Consider the following 16,764-nt stretch of genomic DNA (forward strand, 5'->3'; position numbering starts at 1 on the left):
GTCTATTGCACCAGACCCGACCGCGTTTCGCAAAGAAATCCTCCTAAAAACGCCCCATCCGTTGCACGCGTGCCACAACTCCTGGCAGGCAGTGGAAAAGAAACAACGCCCATCAAAATCCAGGACTTATTGCCCCGAAAAACCCCTTTTTCAGATCTGCTTTAGGTCGATTCCATGAAAAAAGCCGCCCGGGTTTCCCCGAGGCGGCTTTTGGATTCTGATAAGAAACTGGCGTCAGGCCAGCTTCAAATTAGAACGTGTGGCGAATACCAGCACCGTAGGTGGTGGTCTTGCGATCGGTCGCAGCGCCGGTTTCCTTGCCGGTTTGAACGCCAGCGTACAGGTTCGAACGCTTGGACAGCGCGTACAGAGCAGCCACACCGTAGCCGGTGCGCTTCAGGTCAGGCGCGCCTGCCAGCAGGGTGCTCTTGGAGCGGGCATAACCGCCGGACAGCGTCAGCGCGCTGCTCACAGGGAAGTCCAGACCGATCTGGTATTCCTTCGTCTTGTCTGCAGCCACACCGGTGATTGGGGTGACGCCATTCTTCACGTTGCCGTAGGCACCGAGCAGCTTGACCACGCCGAAATCATAGGAGCCGTTCAACTGCGTGTACTTGATGGCAGTTGCAGCGCTGGTGGCTTTTTCGCTTTGGTAAGCCAGCGAAGCGCCGATAGGACCTGCTGCGTAAGCCACGTTAAAGCTGATGATCTTGCCGGCGCCGACAGCGGCGGTTTTGTTTTCACCGAAGCTGTACATACCGGCAGCAGAGAAGCCGCTCAGGTTGGGGGTCTCGTAATAGATCGAGTTACCAGGACGGTCCTGGTAGTTGTTGCTGGCCCACACGCTGGTGGAAGGTGCAAAAATCAGCGAGTCGAAGTTGGCGGAGCCGGAACCCTTGACCATGTCATAAGGGGTCCACATCTTGCCGAGCTTCAGTTCACCGAAGCCGCCCGAAACGCCAAGCCATGACTGGCGGCCGAACACTGCCGTGGAAACCGCGGCGGTGTAGGGGTTGGTGTAGTTGTTGGCAGCGCCGGTGCTGGGGTCAAAGCCGGCTTCCAGCACGAAGTTGGCTTTCAAGCCGCCGCCGAGGTCTTCAGAACCCTTCAGGCCGAAACGGCTGGTCTGCAGACCACCACCGCTACCGGAGAAAGGGTGTGGAACGTTCACGCCGGTGCGGCTGATGTTGTTGTCCTTCACGGTACCAACCCATGCGTCCACAAGGCCGTAAATGGTCACGGTGGATTGCGCAGAGGCAACGCCGGAAACGGCCAATACGGCCAGAGCAACTAGGCTTTTCTTCATCATTAGGAATCTCCAAAAAGGTGGGAAAACAAGCACATTACGAAACACTTTTTAAAGGGCTCTCCGGTCAACCCTGATTCGATTTAACCAAACCGTCACAAATTAGACCTCACCCTTGACGCTTCATTAGCAACTTTCATACCCAAGTGTTGGCGCCCAACGACACATCCCGCTTATTGGGCCTTGCCAGCCTTGCGAACACTCATTAGGTGCATTCAAAACACACCCAAATGGCGCATTTTTCGCGCACATGCATCATCTTGGTGAATACGTTTTTATCCATACGCGCACACGCAACGCCGATGCGAACCCTCGGACCGCAGCACGAGCCAAATCTGCGCTTCTGAAGAATCCGTTGCGTTGTGGTCCGCAGGATGTGGCTCGCTTACCACGCGAGATAAAAAATAGAGCTGAAGCCCTAAGAGGCGCTCACGCACCAGCAAAGCGCTTTAAGTCGACTGCCCCATTGAAGCGCAGGCGTCATTGCCCCAGAGGGCGCAGAGAGGGAAGAGGCCGATTTATCCCGAATTTTTCGAGGGCTCGCCTCGAGACAAAAACCTCGGGTTTTCCCCTGTCGCGAAAGTGATACCCCCCGTATTCACACTCTTTACGCCTGGCAACATCACCATTAATCTTCCCTTCACAGAGATGGCCTGCAGGGTAATGACAGGCGTCCAGATGTCCTGTTTATCCAACAGCTTCCCTTTATCAATTTCAATGACAACTCCTGGAGACTCCATGAAAAAACTGACCCTCGTTGCAACTGCGATCATGGGACTTTTGTCCACCTCGGCTGCCATGGCACAAAGCACCGTGACCGTCTACGGCATTCTTGATGCAGGTTTCAACCACGTGAGTGGTCTGCGCCAAGGTTCCGTGAGCACGATCGCCAGCGGCATCATGGAAGGTTCGCGCTTCGGCCTGCGCGGCTCCGAAGACATCGGTGGCGGCTACAAAGCCATCTTCACCCTTGAAAACCGTCTCGAACTGGACACCGGCGCCGTCTCGAACCGCCCGAACTCCGGCACCCAGATGCCTGACCGCGTGGCGACCTCGGTGGCTGCCGGCGTTGCGGGCCTTCCCATTCCGGTGGCAACCCGCGATGCACTGATCACCGGCGTCAATAACACGCTCGCCACCGGCGCATTCGGCGTGAACCTGACCAACAACCTGTTTGACCGCCAGGCCTATGTCGGTCTGGTGACTCCCGTCGGCGCCATCACGCTTGGCCGTCAATACACGCCCGGCTACCTGGTCGCCGCACAGTTTGACGCTTCGCAGACCCAGTCCAGCCTGGCCGCCGGTCAGGTCGCCAGCCTGCCTGCTGCATTCGACATTCGCCTGAGCAACACGATTCAGTACGCGATCCAGACCAGCGGCGTCACGGCCTTGCTGATGTACGGCGCGGGTGAAGTCGCAGGCAACAGCTCCGCAGGCCGCTTCTGGGGTGGCATGGTCACTTACAAGGGCGACGGTTTCTCGCTGGGCTATGGCCACAACGGCAAGAACAATGAGCTCGGCCAGAAATCTCTGACCAACGACCTCATTGGCGGCACGGTCGATATCGGCCCCGGCACCTTGTACGGTCAGTACGCCACGATCAAGGACGACAATCCAAGCGGCATTTCCACGATTGGCTCTTCCGTCCAGACCACCACCGGCAGCGCAGTTATCGGTGCAGCATTCCAGAATGCCTACAACGCGGCCTTCCGTCAGGACGCCAGGCTGGCGCACATCGGCTACAGGCTCACCACCGGCCCACACACCTGGGTCGTCGCCTACAACCGCCTGGACGACAAGCGCGCTGTGAACGCCGATACCAATTCCTACGGCTTCACCTACACCTACGCACTGTCCAAGCGCACCAACCTGAACGCTGTTTTGACCCGCTTCGACAACAAGGGCCAAGGCCAGGTTGCTCCCGGCGGCAATGGCTTCCTGGGCGGCGTGACGTCGGCAGCCGGTGTTGGCTCCACCAACATCGCCCTCGGTATCCGTCACACGTTCTAAATCAGGGCATCGCCTGGATTCAACCCCGGGCCTGTTTTGCAAAAGCCCCCTTGCGGGGGCTTTTTTTATGGGCGTTCCCATGCGGCAAGTCCGGCGCTAACATGGCGTCATGACCACTGCACTGGATACCGCACTGAACGCCGCCGACGGCGCCTTGCGCACGCTCTTTGCCACCCCGCACGCCAGCCGGCCCTGCCCGACTGTCCCCAGTGAGAAAACCGAACTCGCCCTGCAAGACAAGGCGCTGTCGGGCGCACTGATGCGGGTCAATCATGTCGGGGAAGTCTGCGCGCAGGCCTTGTACGCAGCGCAGGCGCTGGGCACCCGTGACCCAGCCTTGCGCGAGCACTTCCTGGAAGCCAGCCGCGAAGAGGGCGACCACCTGGCCTGGACCAAAAACCGGCTGGACGAGCTTGGCGCACGCCCTTCCCTGCTCAACCCGCTCTGGTATGCCGGCGCCTTTGGCCTGGGCCTGGTGGCCAGCCGGCTGGGCGACCGCCTGAGCCTGGGCTTTGTGGTGGAGACGGAGCGCCAGGTCGAGGCGCATCTGGCCAGCCACCTGGAGCGCCTTCCCCTGGGTGACCATGAGTCGCGCGCCATCGTGGCCCAGATGAAAGACGACGAAGCCCTGCATGCGCGTGAAGCCGAGCAGGCCGGCGCCCTGCAGTTGCCCGAGCCCGTCAAAGCGCTCATGCGGTCGGCGGCTCGCGTCATGACGACGACGGCGCACTACATCTGAATCTGGTCCCGGCGCCTTTTCAAGGCCCCGCTTCAGCCCATTAAGCAGCCGCTATTGATTTAGCAGCTGCTTACGCTCTATTTCATTGGCCTGCGGGCCAAAAACACCCTCAAACCTCGATAACTTCAAAGGTCGTGGTGATCTCTGCCGTCTTGGCCAGCATGATGGTGGCCGAGCAATACTTGTCGTGGCTCATGTTGATGGCGCGCTCGACAACACCGACAGCCAGGCCGCGCCCCGTCACCACAAAATGCATGTGAATCTTGGTGAACACCTTGGGGTCCGTCGGCGCCCTTTCGGCGTTCAGCTTCACCGAACAGGTCCGCACATCCTGGCGGCCACGCTTGAGGATCAGCACCACGTCATACGCGGTGCAGCCGCCTGCCCCCGCCAGCACGGTTTCCATGGGCCGGGGCGCCAGGTTGGCGCCGCCGTTTTCGGGTTTGTCGGCGTCAGGCGCGCCATCCATCATCAGCGTGTGGCCGCTGCCCGTCTCGGCGAGAAAACTCATGCTGGAAGGAGACCCTGTCGTGGCACCGTTGCCCGTCCAGCTCACCGTGCATTCCATAACTTCCGCTCCTTATGCATAAAATTAATAACTAAAACCGTGAAAAATGTCGAATTTGCGCCACAGAATATTGTGCAGCGCAACATCACCACGCTATACTGAAATCATCGCATCATTACTGATTGCCTTCGAATCACAAGGTATTCAAGGACTCAAAGCAAAGTATTGATTGCACCGGTTGTCTCCTCCACCTCCTCTAAGGGTGGATTTACAGGCCCAGACTGCAAAGTCTGGGCCTTTTTTCTTGCCCGTCCCGATTTCCTGATTTTCGCGGCAGGCTTGCGCCGCACCCAGAGGGCTTCTACGGTGAATACCGGCAGATTCCGGCACCTTCGTGCGTTTTCCGTGCCCCACTATGATGTCAGGCTGCGAGAAAACCATGCCCACCCCCACCAAAACCGCCACACACCGCCCCAAAACCGCCGGCAAACCGCTGCAGCCCGCTGACTACCTGAAGAAGATTTTGACCGCGCGTGTCTACGACGTGGCAGTTGAATCCAACCTCGAGCCCGCCAAAAACTTGGGCCTGCGCCTGAAAAACACCGTGCTGCTCAAGCGCGAAGACCAGCAGCCGGTGTTCAGCTTCAAGCTGCGCGGCGCCTACAACAAGATGGCCCACCTGAGCCCAGCCCAGCTCAAGAAAGGCGTGATCTGCGCCTCGGCCGGCAACCATGCGCAAGGCGTCGCCCTCAGCGCGCAAAAGCTGGGCACACGCGCCGTCATCGTCATGCCCACCACCACGCCGCAGCTCAAGGTCGACGCAGTCCGTGCCTGGGGCGGCGAGGTCGTACTCCACGGTGACAGCTATTCAGACGCCTACGGCCATGCCGTGGTGCTGGAGAAAAAACAGGGCCTGACCTTTGTGCACCCGTTCGACGACCCCGATGTCATCGCCGGCCAGGGCACGATTGCGATGGAAATCCTCATGCAGCTGCAAAGCCTGGGCTCCAGCCGGCTCGATGCGGTGTTTGTGGCCATAGGCGGCGGCGGCTTGATCTCCGGCGTGGCCAACTACATCAAGGCCGTGCGGCCCGAGATCAAGGTCATCGGCGTGCAGATGAACGACTCCGACGCCATGATGCAGTCGGTCACCGCGAAAAAACGCGTGACCCTGAGCGACGTCGGCCTTTTTGCCGACGGCACCGCCGTCAAGCTGGTGGGCGAAGAAACCTTCCGCATCAGCCGCGAGCTGGTCGATGAATTCATCACCGTCGACACCGATGCGGTCTGCGCCGCCATCAAGGATATTTTTGTCGACACGCGCAGCATCGTCGAGCCCTCCGGCGCAATGGCCGTGGCCGCCATCAAGCAATACGTGGCCGAGCACAAAACCAAAGGCGAAACCTACGCCGCGATTTTGTGCGGCGCCAACATGAACTTCGACCGCCTGCGCTTTGTCGCCGAGCGCGCCGAGGTCGGTGAAGAGCGCGAAGCCCTGTTCGCCGTGACGATTCCCGAAGAGCGCGGCAGCTTCCGGCGTTTTTGCGAAGTGATTGGCGACCTGCCCGGCGGCACGCGCAGCGTGACCGAGTTCAACTACCGCATCAACGATGACGCCAAAGCCCATGTCTTTGTGGGCCTGACTACCTCCACCAAAGGCGAGAGCAGCAAGATCGCCGCGAATTTCTCGCGCCACGGTTTCAAGGCGCTGGACCTCACGCATGACGAGCTCGCCAAGGAGCACATCCGCCACATGGTGGGCGGGCACAGCGCGCTGTCCAAAGACGAGCGCCTCTTGCGCTTCATCTTCCCCGAGCGCCCCGGCGCGCTGATGAAGTTCCTCTCCAGCATGCGGCCGGGCTGGAATATCAGCCTCTTTCACTACCGCAACCAGGGCGCCGACTACGGCCGCATCCTGGTGGGCCTGCAGGTGCCCAAGGCCGACAACAAGGCCTTCAAGGACTTTCTCGACACGCTCGGCTACCCTCACGTCGAGGAAACTGCCAACCCGGTCTACCGGCTGTTTCTGCAAAGCTAACTGCAAAGTTAACGCCAAAGCTGAGCCGCCACACACGCCATGAGCCCACAGGCCGCAGCCCCGACTACACCCGCTCTGGCCAACACCTCGGTGTGCCCCCGCTGCGGCGCCGGCCTGCGCTGCGGCATGGTGGCGGGCGACGCCGAATGCTGGTGCGTCAAGCTGCCGCACATCATGCCCTTGCCCTCCGAACGAACCCCGCAAGCGGAAGGCAGCGCGCTGTCATGCTTCTGCCCCGCCTGCCTCAAGCAAATCACCGATGAACGCTCCCGACTTTCCGCCCGCTCGCCTGCCGGTGATTGAACCGACTGCCAACCTCCCGCTGGAGGCGAAGCTGCGGCACAAGATAGACCACAAGACCAAGCCCCTGGGTGCGCTCGGCCGCCTGGAAAGCCTGGCGCTGCAACTGGGCCTGATCCAGCAGAACGAAACCATCGCGCTGCGCGAGCCGCAAATGGTGGTGTTCGCAGCCGACCACGGCATTGCCGCCGAAGGCGTATCGGCCTTTCCGCAGGCCGTCACCGTGCAGATGGTGGGCAATATGCTGGCCGGCGGCGCGGCCATCAATGTGTTCGCGCGCCAGCACGGCTTTGCGCTGCAAGTCGTAGACGCCGGCGTGGCTGCCGACCTTGGGCCGCATCCGCAACTGCTGCAGCGCAAGATTGCCCACGGCACCCGCAATATTCGCCATGAACCCGCCATGACACCCAAGCAGGCGCAGGCCGCATTGCAGGCTGGCATGGACATCGTGAAGAACCTGCCCGGCAACGTAGTGGCCTTCGGCGAAATGGGCATCGCCAACACCTCCGCCGCAGCCCTGTTGTTTGCGCGCCTGGCCGGTGTCGGCATAGACGACGCCACCGGCCGCGGCACCGGCCTGGATGACACGCAACTCGCCCACAAGCGCCAGGTGCTGGCGGCCGCGCTGGCCCGCCATGCCGGCGCGACGCAGCCCCTGGATGTGCTGGCCGCCCTGGGCGGTTTTGAAATCGCCATGATGGCCGGCGCCATGCTGCAGGCCGCGAGTGAGCGCCGCGTGGTGCTGGTCGACGGCTTTATCGCCGGTGCGGCCGCGCTGGTGGCGCGCGCACTGTCACCGGCCGTCCACGACTACCTGGTGTTTTGCCACCAGGGCGACGAACACGGCCATCGCCTGCTGCTGGCCCACCTCAAGGCACAGCCGCTGCTGGCGCTGGATCTTCGCCTGGGCGAAGGCACGGGCGCGCTGCTGGCCTGGCCGTTGCTGCAATCGGCCGCCGGCTTCCTCCATGAGATGGCCAGTTTCGAATCCGCCGGCGTGAGCAACAAGGAAGGCACGTAAATCGCGTGACAGCCGCATGACCTCCATCACCCAGTTTGTCCGCGAGTACCTGCTCGCCGTCCAGTTCTTCACCCGCATCCCCGTCACGGGGCGGCTGGCCGAATGGGTGGGTTACAGCCCCGAGTTGCAGCGCGCCAGCGCCGGCCACTTCCCGGGGGTGGGCATCCTGGCCGGCGCCGTGGCCGCCGCCGTTTATGCGCTGGTTCAGGCCATGCTGCCCGACACCGCTTTCACACCCCTGGTGGCCGCGGCCTTTTCTACCGCCGCCACCGTGCTGCTGACGGGCGGTTTTCATGAAGACGGCCTGGCCGACGTGGCCGACGGACTGGGCGGCAGCTACGACAAGGACCACGCGCTGCAGATCATGAAAGACTCGCGTGTGGGCGCTTTCGGCGCCATGGCGCTGGTGCTGGCCGTGCTGTGCAAGGTCTCGCTGCTGGCCATCCTCGGCTCGGTCGAGGGCCTGCCCACCGGCTGGGGCGAATGGGAAGAAGCGCCTTTTGCCGCCTGGTATGTTTGCGCCGCGATGATGACCGGCCATGTCGTCTCACGTGGGCTGCCGCTGCTGCTGATTTACCTGCTGCCGCATGTGGGCGACACCGCCGTGTCCAAATCCAAGCCGCTGGCCGACCAGATCGCGCCGGGCAGCCTGCTGGTCGGGCTGGCCTGGTGCCTGGGTGTGCTGGCTCTGGCCACTCTGGCGCTCGACGCGCTGAACCTCGTCGTGGCCTGCAGTTTTGCCGTGCTCGCCCTGTTGTGGATGGGCCGGCTTTTCAAGCGGCGCCTGCAAGGATTTACCGGTGACTGCCTGGGCGCCACGCAGCAGGTCTGCGAAATCGCCTTTTATCTCGGCCTGGCCACCAGCCTGTAACCATCACTGGCGCTGCTGCAGCAGCACGTCCAGCACATGCTGCGTCGCCCGTTCCACCGGGCCCGCCCGGTGCGCAATGCCCAGTGAGCGCCACAGCACGGGGCGCAAGGGCAGCATGCGGATACGCGGATCAAGCGGCGTGGTGGACGATGCCTCGTGCGGCAGCAGCGTGGCGCCGTAGCCGGCAGCCACCAGGCTCTTGATGGCGTCGTTGTAGTTGAGCTGGATGCGCGCCTCGGGGTGTTCCCCCGCCAGCGCGAACCACTCGGCGCTCAGCCGCGACAGGCTGGTGCCCACATCGTTGAGGATCAGGGCTTGGGCCGCCAGCCACTTCGGCGTCACGCGCCGGGGTACAGCCCAGGACGACGGCACAAAGGCCATCACCGGATCCCGCCGCCAGGGCTGCACCTTCACCCCTCGCAGCGCCGCCTGCGGCAGCGCCACCAGGCCCACGTCGAGCGAGCCATTCGCCAGGCGCGCCATGGTGTCCTGCGAAGTGAGCACCGCCACCTGCACGTCGATGCCGGGATGATTCCGGCCCAGCACCTCCAGGGCCTGCGGCAGCAGGTGGGCAATCGCGCCCGTGGAGGCGCCCAGCCGCACACGGCCCGCCAGCCCCTGCACCTGCCGGTGCACGACATCCATTGCTTCGTCCGCATCGGCCAGCAGGCGCCGTGCCCGCTCGATCAGCGCCTCGCCCACGCCCGAGGGGTGTACTTCACCGCGCTTGCGCACCAGCAGGGGAGCGCCACACAGCGCCTCCAGGTCGGCTATGTGCAGGCTCACGGTGGGCGCCGCCAGGTGCAGCACGCGCGCGGCTTCGGCGAACGAGCCCCGTTGTGCGATGGTGACCAGCGTGCGCAGGCGGTCCAGGTTGAGTTCGCGCATGACGTTCAGTAAATCTGATGTTGGTGTTTGTGAAATTCAACTTTTCAAATTCTACGGTGTCCCGCAAGATTCGTCCTCCTTCTTTCTCTGGCTTGAGCCATTCATCCCTCCTGGAGCACCGCATGAGCGCACCCCTTGTTTTCATCGACGGCGATCAGGGCACCACCGGCCTGCAGATCCACGAGCGCCTGCAGGGCCGCAGCGACCTGCGCCTGCTCACGCTGCCCGGGCAGGACCGCAAGGACCCGGCGCGCCGCGCGGAGGCCATCAATGCCTGCGACATCGCCCTGCTGTGCCTTCCCGACGGGCCTGCGCGCGAAGCGGCAGCCTCCATCGTGAACCCGGCCGTGCGCGTGATCGATGCCAGCTCCGCGCACCGCACCCATCCGCAGTGGGTCTACGGGTTCCCGGAGATGGGCACGGAGCAGTCCCGGCGCATCGCCCATGCCCGGCGCGTCAGCAACCCCGGCTGCTACCCCACGGGCGCCATCGCCCTGCTGCGGCCGCTGGTGCAGGCCGGCCTCGTGCCCGCCGGCCATCCAGTGGCGATCCATGCGGTGTCGGGCTACTCCGGCGGCGGCCGCGAGCGGGTGGATGCGTATGAAGGTGCAGGTGCATCGCATGCAGCCGCATTCCAGGTGTACGGCCTGGGCCTGGCCCACAAGCACGTGCCCGAGATCGAGGAACACGCAGGCCTGACACAGCGGCCTTTCTTCCTGCCGGCTTACGGCTCGTTCCGCCAGGGCATCGTGCTCACGATCCCCTTGCTGCTGCGGCAGTTGCCGGCGGGCGTCACGGCCGATCAGCTGCACGCCTGCCTGCAACAGCACTACGAAGGCGCCGCGCACGTGGAGGTGATGGCGCAAAAGGACGTCCAGGCCACGCAGCACCTGGACCCGCAGGCGCTCAACGGCACCAACCGGCTGCGGCTGGCCGTGTTCGCCAACCCGCAGCATGGGCAGGTGCTTCTGACCGCCGTGTTCGACAACCTGGGCAAAGGCGCCTCGGGTGCGGCAGTGCAAAACCTTGACCTGATGCTGCAGTGCGCGGCTTAGTGACTTAGTGGCTCGCCAGTATGGCAAGTCCGGCAAGGGATGCCCGCGGGTGGCGGGTATCCCCAGCAGCTCAGGAGGCGCCCCCGTAGTGGGGCAGGGGCTGCCGGTGCCGCTCTAGAATAGGCCACGAGGCATGGCGAGCCTGTATCGCACGGCACGCACTCCCCCACATTCCAGCCACCACCCCTTTCCATGATCACCGCGTCACTTCCATCCGCCGCTGCCACGGCCCCCCTGCGGGAGCCGCAGATCACCTGCACCGGCCTGCGGGTGCTACTCGATCAAGGCAGCTAGCAAGCCATGAAGCTATGGCTGGCCCGCCACGCAACGCCGCTGGTTGATGCCGGCATCTGCTACGGCAGGCGGGATGTGGCGGCCGACGCCGCGGCGACCGCCGAATGCGCGCAGGTGCTGGCGCAACTGCTTCCAGCCGGCATCCGGGTCAGTCATTCCCCGCTGGGTCGGTGCGCGCAACTGGCGCAAGCCTTGTCCGAACGGCGGCCCGACCTGGCCTGCACCAGCGACCCGCGGCTGCAGGAGATGGACTTCGGCGCCTGGGAAGGCCGCGCCTGGCAGGACATTGGCCCGGCCGAGCTGCAAGCCTGGACCGACGGCTTCGCGCACCATACCGTGGGCGGCACCGGCGAAAGCACCATGCAGGTCATGGCGCGCGTGGCCTCGGCCTTTGACGAACTACAGGGCCCGGGCGACGCGCTGTGGATCACGCACGCCGGTGTCATACGCGCTGCGGAACTGATTGCACGCGGCCAGCGTCAGATCACCAGTGCAAACCAGTGGCCGATTAACGCCCCAGCCTACGGACAATGGTGCACACTGGAACTGGCATGAACACCCCCGTTGCTTATTCAAAATCCACCTGACAACAACAGCAAGGCATCAAATAATGGCAGCAACTCTGGATGGTCAGCTCGTGGTGGCGATCTCGTCACGCGCGCTGTTTGACTTTGAAGAAGAAAACCAGGTCTTTGAATCCGGCATGACCGCCGCGCCCGCGCCCGGCGCCAAAAAAGACGCGGCCTACATGAAGCTGCAGCTCGAGCGCCTGGACGTACCGGCCAAACCCGGCGTGGCGTTCTCACTCGTCAAAAAACTGCTGGCTTTCAACGAAGCCCCCGAAAGCGCCGGCGAAGCCGCCAGCCCCGCCGCACCCGCACAGCGCGTCGAAGTCGTGATCCTTTCGCGCAATGACCCGGTCTCTGGGATGCGCGTCTTCCGCTCGGCCCAGCACTACGGCCTGAAGATAGAGCGCGGCACCTTTAACCGCGGCGAGGCGCCCTGGCGTTACCTCAAGCCGCTGCATGCCAATTTGTTCTTGTCGGCCCACCTGAGCGACGTGCGCGACGCCCTGCTGGCAGGCGTGCCGGCCGCACAGGTCTACCCGCACTCGGTGCGCGCCAGCGATGCGCACCCCAACGAAGTGCGCATCGCATTCGACGGCGACGCGGTGCTGTTCTCCGACGAGGCCGAGCGTGTCTTTCAGGCCCAGGGGCTCTCCGCCTTCCAGCAGCACGAGCGCGACAAAGCCACGCAGCCGCTGCTGGCCGGCCCCTTCAAGCCCCTGCTGGAAGCCTTGCACCGCCTGCAGCAGGTGGGCACCTCCAACATGCGCATACGCACGGCGCTTGTCACCGCACGCAGCGCGCCGGCGCATGAACGAGCCATCCGCACGCTGATGGACTGGAACATTGAAGTCGACGAAGCCATGTTTCTGGGGGGTCTCGCCAAAGGCGAGTTCCTGCGCGAGTTCGAACCCGACTTCTTCTTTGACGACCAGACCGGCCACGTCCATTCCGCCGCTCAGCATGTGCCTTCGGGCCATGTGGCCAGTGGTGTTTCGAATCAACTGTCTTGAGCCGCGAAAGGGCCTTCATGAATCCGTCCCGCCTTTTTGCCAAATTCAACAATTTCTGGCGTTTTGCGGGCCGCATCGTTGCACTCGCCGCGCCCTATTTCCGGTCCGAAGAAAAATGGAAAGCCCGCCTGCTGCTGGTGGCCATCGTGCTGCTCAATCTCGGCACGGTTTACATGGCGGTGCAGTTCAACGACTGGTACCGCGTGTTTTACGACGCACTTGAAAAACGCGACCAGGTCGTCTTCTGGCAGCAGATGGGCCGGTTCAGCTATCTGGCCTTCGGCGCGATCATCATCGCCGTCTACAAGTTCTACCTGACCCAGTTGCTGCAAATGCGCTGGCGCGCCTGGATGACACGCGACTACCTGCGCCGCTGGCTGTCGCACCATGCCTTCTACAAGATGGAGCTGGCGCGCTACTCCGCCGCCACAGACATCAACGCCAGCCCCGACAACCCGGACCAGCGTATCCAGGAAGACGTGCAGTCTTTCACCACCTCCACGATCTCCTTGAGCATGGGCGTGCTCAATGCAGTCGTGACGCTGGTCAGCTTTGTCGGCCTCCTCTGGGTTCAGTCGGGTCCGCTGGCCTTCAACCTGGGCGGCAGCACCTACACCATCCCGGGTTATATGGTCTGGGTCGCGGTGGCCTACTGCCTGGTCGGCAGCGTGCTGGCACATTACATCGGCCGGCCGCTGATCAAACTCAATTTCATGCAGCAGCGCTACGAGGCCAATTTTCGCCATCACATGGTGCGGGTGCGTGAATACAGCGAATCCATTGCGCTGGATCATGGCGAGTCGGTGGAACGCAACCAGCTCGACGGCCGCTTCACGACAGTGCTGGCGAACTACCTGAACCTGATACGCGCCAACAAAAAACTCATCTGGTTCCAGAGCTTCTTCGGCCAGGCCGCCCTGATCTTTCCCTTCCTCGTTGCGGCGCCCCGTTTCTTCAGCGGCGCCATTCAACTGGGTCAGCTCCTGCAGATTTCCCAGACCTTCGGCAAGGTTCAGGATTCGCTCAGTTGGTTCGTCGACAACTACGACAACCTCGCCAGCTGGCGCGCGACCACAGATCGCCTGACCAGTTTTGAAGACAGCATGTCGACGCAGGAGAAAGACAACACCAGCCTGGCCACCAGCGAGGCCGCATCGCTCACAACCGGCGACCTCCAGCTGGCCCTGCCGACAGGCGCGGTTCTGCTCAAAGGCCTGGAGCTGCATGCCGGCGCCGGCGACTTCATCCTGCTCAAAGGCCCCTCCGGCAGCGGCAAGTCAACGCTGTTCCGCGCGCTGGCGGGCATCTGGCCGTTTGCCAGCGGCCGTGTCGCCCGTCCCGCCAATGCCATGTTTATCCCGCAGCGCCCCTATTTCCCGAACGGCTCCCTGCGTGATGCGCTGGCTTACCCGGAACCGGCCGCCAACTACAGCGACGACACGCTGAAGCAGGCCCTGCACGATGCCCTGCTGCCAGGCCTGGCGTCAAGGCTGGATGAAGAAGATGCCTGGGCCCAGAAGCTTTCAGGCGGCGAACAGCAGCGCCTGTCCATCGCCCGGGTATTGCTGAAGAAGCCCCAGTGGATTTTTGCGGACGAAGCCACCAGCGCGCTGGATGAGGCGGCGGAAAAAACGCTGTACGAACGGCTGCAGGCGCTCGTCAAAACATCGCAGGGCGCAATGCTCTCCATCGCCCACCGCCCCACCGTGACGGCCTTTCACCAGAAATTGTGGGAGTTCGAAAAACAACCCGAGGGCTCGCCGGCCCTGTACCGGCTGCAGGAGCGCCCCGCACAGGAAGCCCGCTGAATGCCCGAAGAAGCCAGCCCGTCCCCGCCACCGCCCAGCGCGGCCGACCTCGCCGCCTGGGCGCCTATCAGGCGGCCGGTGTTCCGCATGCTCTGGAGCACCTGGCTGGTCGCCAACATCTGCATGTGGATGAACGACGTGGCGGCGGCGTGGATGATGACCTCCATGACCACCTCGCCGCTCTGGGTCGCGCTGGTGCAGACAGCCTCGACTCTGCCGGTGTTTTTGCTGGGCCTGCCCAGCGGCGCGCTGGCCGACATCCTGGACCGCCGGCGCTACTTCATCATGACGCAGTTCTGGGTGGCCGGCGTGGCCACGCTGCTGTGCATTGCCGTGATCGCCGACGTCATGACGCCCGCGCTGCTGCTGGCGCTCACCTTCGCCAACGGCGTGGGCCTGGCGATGCGCTGGCCGGTGTTCTCGGCCATCGTGCCCGAGCTGGTGCCGCGCGTGCAGTTGCCGGCGGCGCTGGCGCTCAATGGCGTGTCGATGAACGCCTCGCGCATCGTCGGCCCGCTGGTGGCCGGCGCGCTGATCGCCGGCGCCGGCACTGAATACGTCTTCGTGCTCAACGCAGTGCTGTCGGTCATTTCCGGCTTTGTCATCATGCGCTGGCGGCGCGATCACGCCCCCAGCCCGCTGGGCCGCGAGCGCCTGATCAGCGCCATGCGTGTGGGCCTGCAGTACGTCAGCCAGTCGGCGCGCCTGCGTGCGGTGCTGCTGCGCATTTCCATCTTCTTTTTTCATTCCACCGCCCTGCTGGCCATGCTGCCGCTGGTGGCGCGCGGTCTGCATGGCGGCGGCGGTGACGCCGGCACCTTCACCCTGCTGCTGGCCTCCATGGGCGCGGGCGCTATCGTCGCGGCGCTGAACCTGCCGCGCCTGCGCCAGATGATGCCGCGCGACGTGCTGGTGATGCGCGCCACGCTGCTGCAATCGGCGTCCACCGCCGTCATGGCCTTTGCGCCCAATGTGTATGTGGCCGTGCCGGCCATGGTGCTCAATGGCATGGCATGGATCACCTGCGCCAATTCACTCAGCGTGTCGGCACAACTGGCGCTACCCGACTGGGTGCGGGCACGCGGCATGTCGATGTACCAGATGGCCATCATGGGCGCCAGCGCCGCAGGCGCCGCGATCTGGGGCCATGCGGCCACCTTGACCAGCGTGCCGACCGGCCTGTTGATGGCCGCCGGCAGCGGTGCGGTGGTCATGCTGGTGGCGCAATACTTTGTGTCAGATCTCAGCATCGAGGAAGACCTGACGCCCTCGCGCCAGTTCAAGGCGCCAGTGACCGACGAACCACCCGGCATCGGCCGCGTGGTGGTGACCATCCACTACCAGATCGACCCGGCCCGCGCAGACGGTTTCCGCGCCGTGATGCAGGAAAGCCGCCGCAGCCGCCTGCGCCAGGGTGCGCTCGAATGGGAATTGCTGCGCGACGTCAACAAACCCGGCCACTATGTCGAGCAGATCATTGATGAGTCATGGACAGAACACCTGCGCCGCTTTGACCGCGTAACGGCCAGCGATGTGGCGTTGCGTGAGCGCAAGCTGGCGTTTCACATCGGCGACGAGCCACCGGTGGTGACTCGTAGCGTAGTGGACAGTTTGACGCGGGCTTAGCCCGCTGCGTACCGGTCGTATCCCCGGGCCCGCAACTCACATGCCGGGCAAGTCCCGCAGCCATAACCCCAGGCATGTCGGTGCACACGATCACCCAGGTAACAGGTATGCGTATGCTCCACGATCAGGTTCACCAGCGCCTCGCCGCCATTGGACTTACCGGACTTCTCACCAATGTCATGCGCCAGCCGCCAGGTGTCGGCCTTGTCTATCCACATCAGCGGCGTCTCGATCAGGAAACGCTTGTCCATGCCCAGCGACAGCGCCAGCTGCATGGCCTTCATGGTGTCGTCGCGGCAATCCGGGTAGCCCGAGAAATCGGTTTCACATACGCCAGTCACCAGCACCTGCAAGTCGCGCCGATAAGCCAAAGCAGCGGCCAGCGTGAGGAAAAGCAGGTTGCGCCCCGGCACAAAAGTATTCGGCAGCCCTGAGCTTTCCATCTTGAAAGCCACGTCGCGCGTGAGCGAGGTGTCGCTGACCTGGCCCAGCACCGCCAGGTCCAGCAAATGGTCTTCACCGATCTTGTGGGCCCACTGCGGAAACTGCGCCTTGATTTCGCGCAGCACGTTCAGCCGCGCATCCAGCTCGACCTTGTGCCGCTGGCCGTAGTCAAAGGCCACGGTCTCGACGCGTTCGTATTTGGACAGCGCCAGCGCCAGGCAGGTGGTGGAGTCCTGGCCGCCGGAAAATAAAACAAGTGCGGAAGTGTGCATGGTCT

Annotated in this window: 15 protein-coding genes; 11 read left to right on the forward strand and 4 right to left on the reverse strand. The window is 63.5% G+C overall.

The features are described from left to right. Positions 1–250: 250 nt before the first annotated feature. The gene (locus tag BM408_RS09470) at positions 251–1,306 is read right to left on the reverse strand and encodes a porin (RefSeq protein WP_254774754.1); all 1,056 of its coding nucleotides are present in this window, start codon (positions 1,304–1,306) and stop codon (positions 251–253) included. Between the two features lie 738 nt (positions 1,307–2,044). Here BM408_RS09470 and BM408_RS09480 point away from each other — a divergent pair. Beyond that, entirely contained in the window at positions 2,045–3,316 is a 1,272-nt protein-coding gene (locus BM408_RS09480) for a porin (protein ID WP_092129288.1), read from the forward strand. Between the two features lie 109 nt (positions 3,317–3,425). Further along, positions 3,426–4,055, forward strand: a complete 630-nt coding sequence (coq7, locus tag BM408_RS09485; RefSeq protein ID WP_092129290.1) for a 2-polyprenyl-3-methyl-6-methoxy-1,4-benzoquinone monooxygenase — start codon at positions 3,426–3,428, stop codon at positions 4,053–4,055. Between the two features lie 109 nt (positions 4,056–4,164). Here coq7 and BM408_RS09490 read toward each other — a convergent pair whose 3' ends face one another. Then, entirely contained in the window at positions 4,165–4,623 is a 459-nt protein-coding gene (locus BM408_RS09490; RefSeq protein WP_092129291.1) for an OsmC family protein, read from the reverse strand. Between the two features lie 379 nt (positions 4,624–5,002). Here BM408_RS09490 and ilvA point away from each other — a divergent pair, with 379 nt between their 5' ends. From ilvA to BM408_RS09510, 4 genes are read left to right on the forward strand one after another with little or no spacing between them, the layout of a single operon-like run. After that, positions 5,003–6,601 carry a threonine ammonia-lyase, biosynthetic gene (gene ilvA, locus BM408_RS09495; RefSeq protein ID WP_175541739.1) on the forward strand — a complete coding sequence of 533 codons (1,599 nt, stop codon included), beginning with the start codon at positions 5,003–5,005 and terminating at the stop codon, positions 6,599–6,601. 39 nt (positions 6,602–6,640) lie between these two features. After that, positions 6,641–6,904, forward strand: coding sequence for a cysteine-rich CWC family protein (locus BM408_RS09500; protein WP_092129293.1), 264 nt, complete (start codon positions 6,641–6,643; stop codon positions 6,902–6,904). Further along, positions 6,861–7,922 carry a nicotinate-nucleotide--dimethylbenzimidazole phosphoribosyltransferase gene (gene cobT, locus BM408_RS09505; protein ID WP_092129294.1) on the forward strand — a complete coding sequence of 354 codons (1,062 nt, stop codon included), beginning with the start codon at positions 6,861–6,863 and terminating at the stop codon, positions 7,920–7,922. The genes BM408_RS09500 and cobT overlap by 44 nt, the downstream gene beginning before the upstream one ends. Positions 7,923–7,938: 16 nt before the next feature. Beyond that, positions 7,939–8,793, forward strand: a complete 855-nt coding sequence (locus BM408_RS09510) for an adenosylcobinamide-GDP ribazoletransferase (RefSeq protein WP_092129296.1) — start codon at positions 7,939–7,941, stop codon at positions 8,791–8,793. A 3-nt stretch (positions 8,794–8,796) separates the two neighbouring features. Here the strand turns inward: BM408_RS09510 and BM408_RS09515 are convergent, their stop codons facing one another. Next, positions 8,797–9,681 (reverse strand): LysR family transcriptional regulator, encoded by an 885-nt coding sequence (locus BM408_RS09515; RefSeq protein ID WP_092129298.1) that lies wholly within the window; start codon positions 9,679–9,681, stop codon positions 8,797–8,799. Positions 9,682–9,803: 122 nt separating this feature from the next. Here BM408_RS09515 and argC point away from each other — a divergent pair, with 122 nt between their 5' ends. The 5 genes from argC to BM408_RS09540 all read left to right on the forward strand — a co-directional run bounded on the left by argC (position 9,804) and on the right by BM408_RS09540 (position 16,043). Next, a complete protein-coding gene (argC, locus tag BM408_RS09520) occupies positions 9,804–10,736 on the forward strand; it encodes an N-acetyl-gamma-glutamyl-phosphate reductase (protein ID WP_092129300.1) in 933 nt (310 codons plus the stop codon). A gap of 300 nt (positions 10,737–11,036) precedes the next feature. After that, entirely contained in the window at positions 11,037–11,585 is a 549-nt protein-coding gene (locus BM408_RS09525; protein ID WP_092129302.1) for a histidine phosphatase family protein, read from the forward strand. A 55-nt stretch (positions 11,586–11,640) separates the two neighbouring features. Next, the gene (locus tag BM408_RS09530) at positions 11,641–12,609 is read left to right on the forward strand and encodes a 5'-nucleotidase (protein ID WP_092129304.1); all 969 of its coding nucleotides are present in this window, start codon (positions 11,641–11,643) and stop codon (positions 12,607–12,609) included. 17 nt (positions 12,610–12,626) lie between these two features. Continuing rightward, positions 12,627–14,417 (forward strand): ABC transporter ATP-binding protein/permease, encoded by a 1,791-nt coding sequence (locus BM408_RS09535; protein WP_092129548.1) that lies wholly within the window; start codon positions 12,627–12,629, stop codon positions 14,415–14,417. Beyond that, positions 14,418–16,043 carry an MFS transporter gene (locus BM408_RS09540; RefSeq protein WP_092129306.1) on the forward strand — a complete coding sequence of 542 codons (1,626 nt, stop codon included), beginning with the start codon at positions 14,418–14,420 and terminating at the stop codon, positions 16,041–16,043. On the opposite strand, the gene queC is transcribed toward BM408_RS09540, so the two are convergent. Then, complete coding sequence (gene queC / locus BM408_RS09545) at positions 16,040–16,759, reverse strand: 7-cyano-7-deazaguanine synthase QueC (protein ID WP_092129308.1); 720 nt, start codon at positions 16,757–16,759, stop codon at positions 16,040–16,042. The genes BM408_RS09540 and queC overlap by 4 nt on opposite strands. Positions 16,760–16,764 lie beyond the last annotated feature (5 nt).

This window comes from Polaromonas sp. YR568 (assembly GCF_900116715.1).
Classification (GTDB): domain Bacteria; phylum Pseudomonadota; class Gammaproteobacteria; order Burkholderiales; family Burkholderiaceae_C; genus Polaromonas.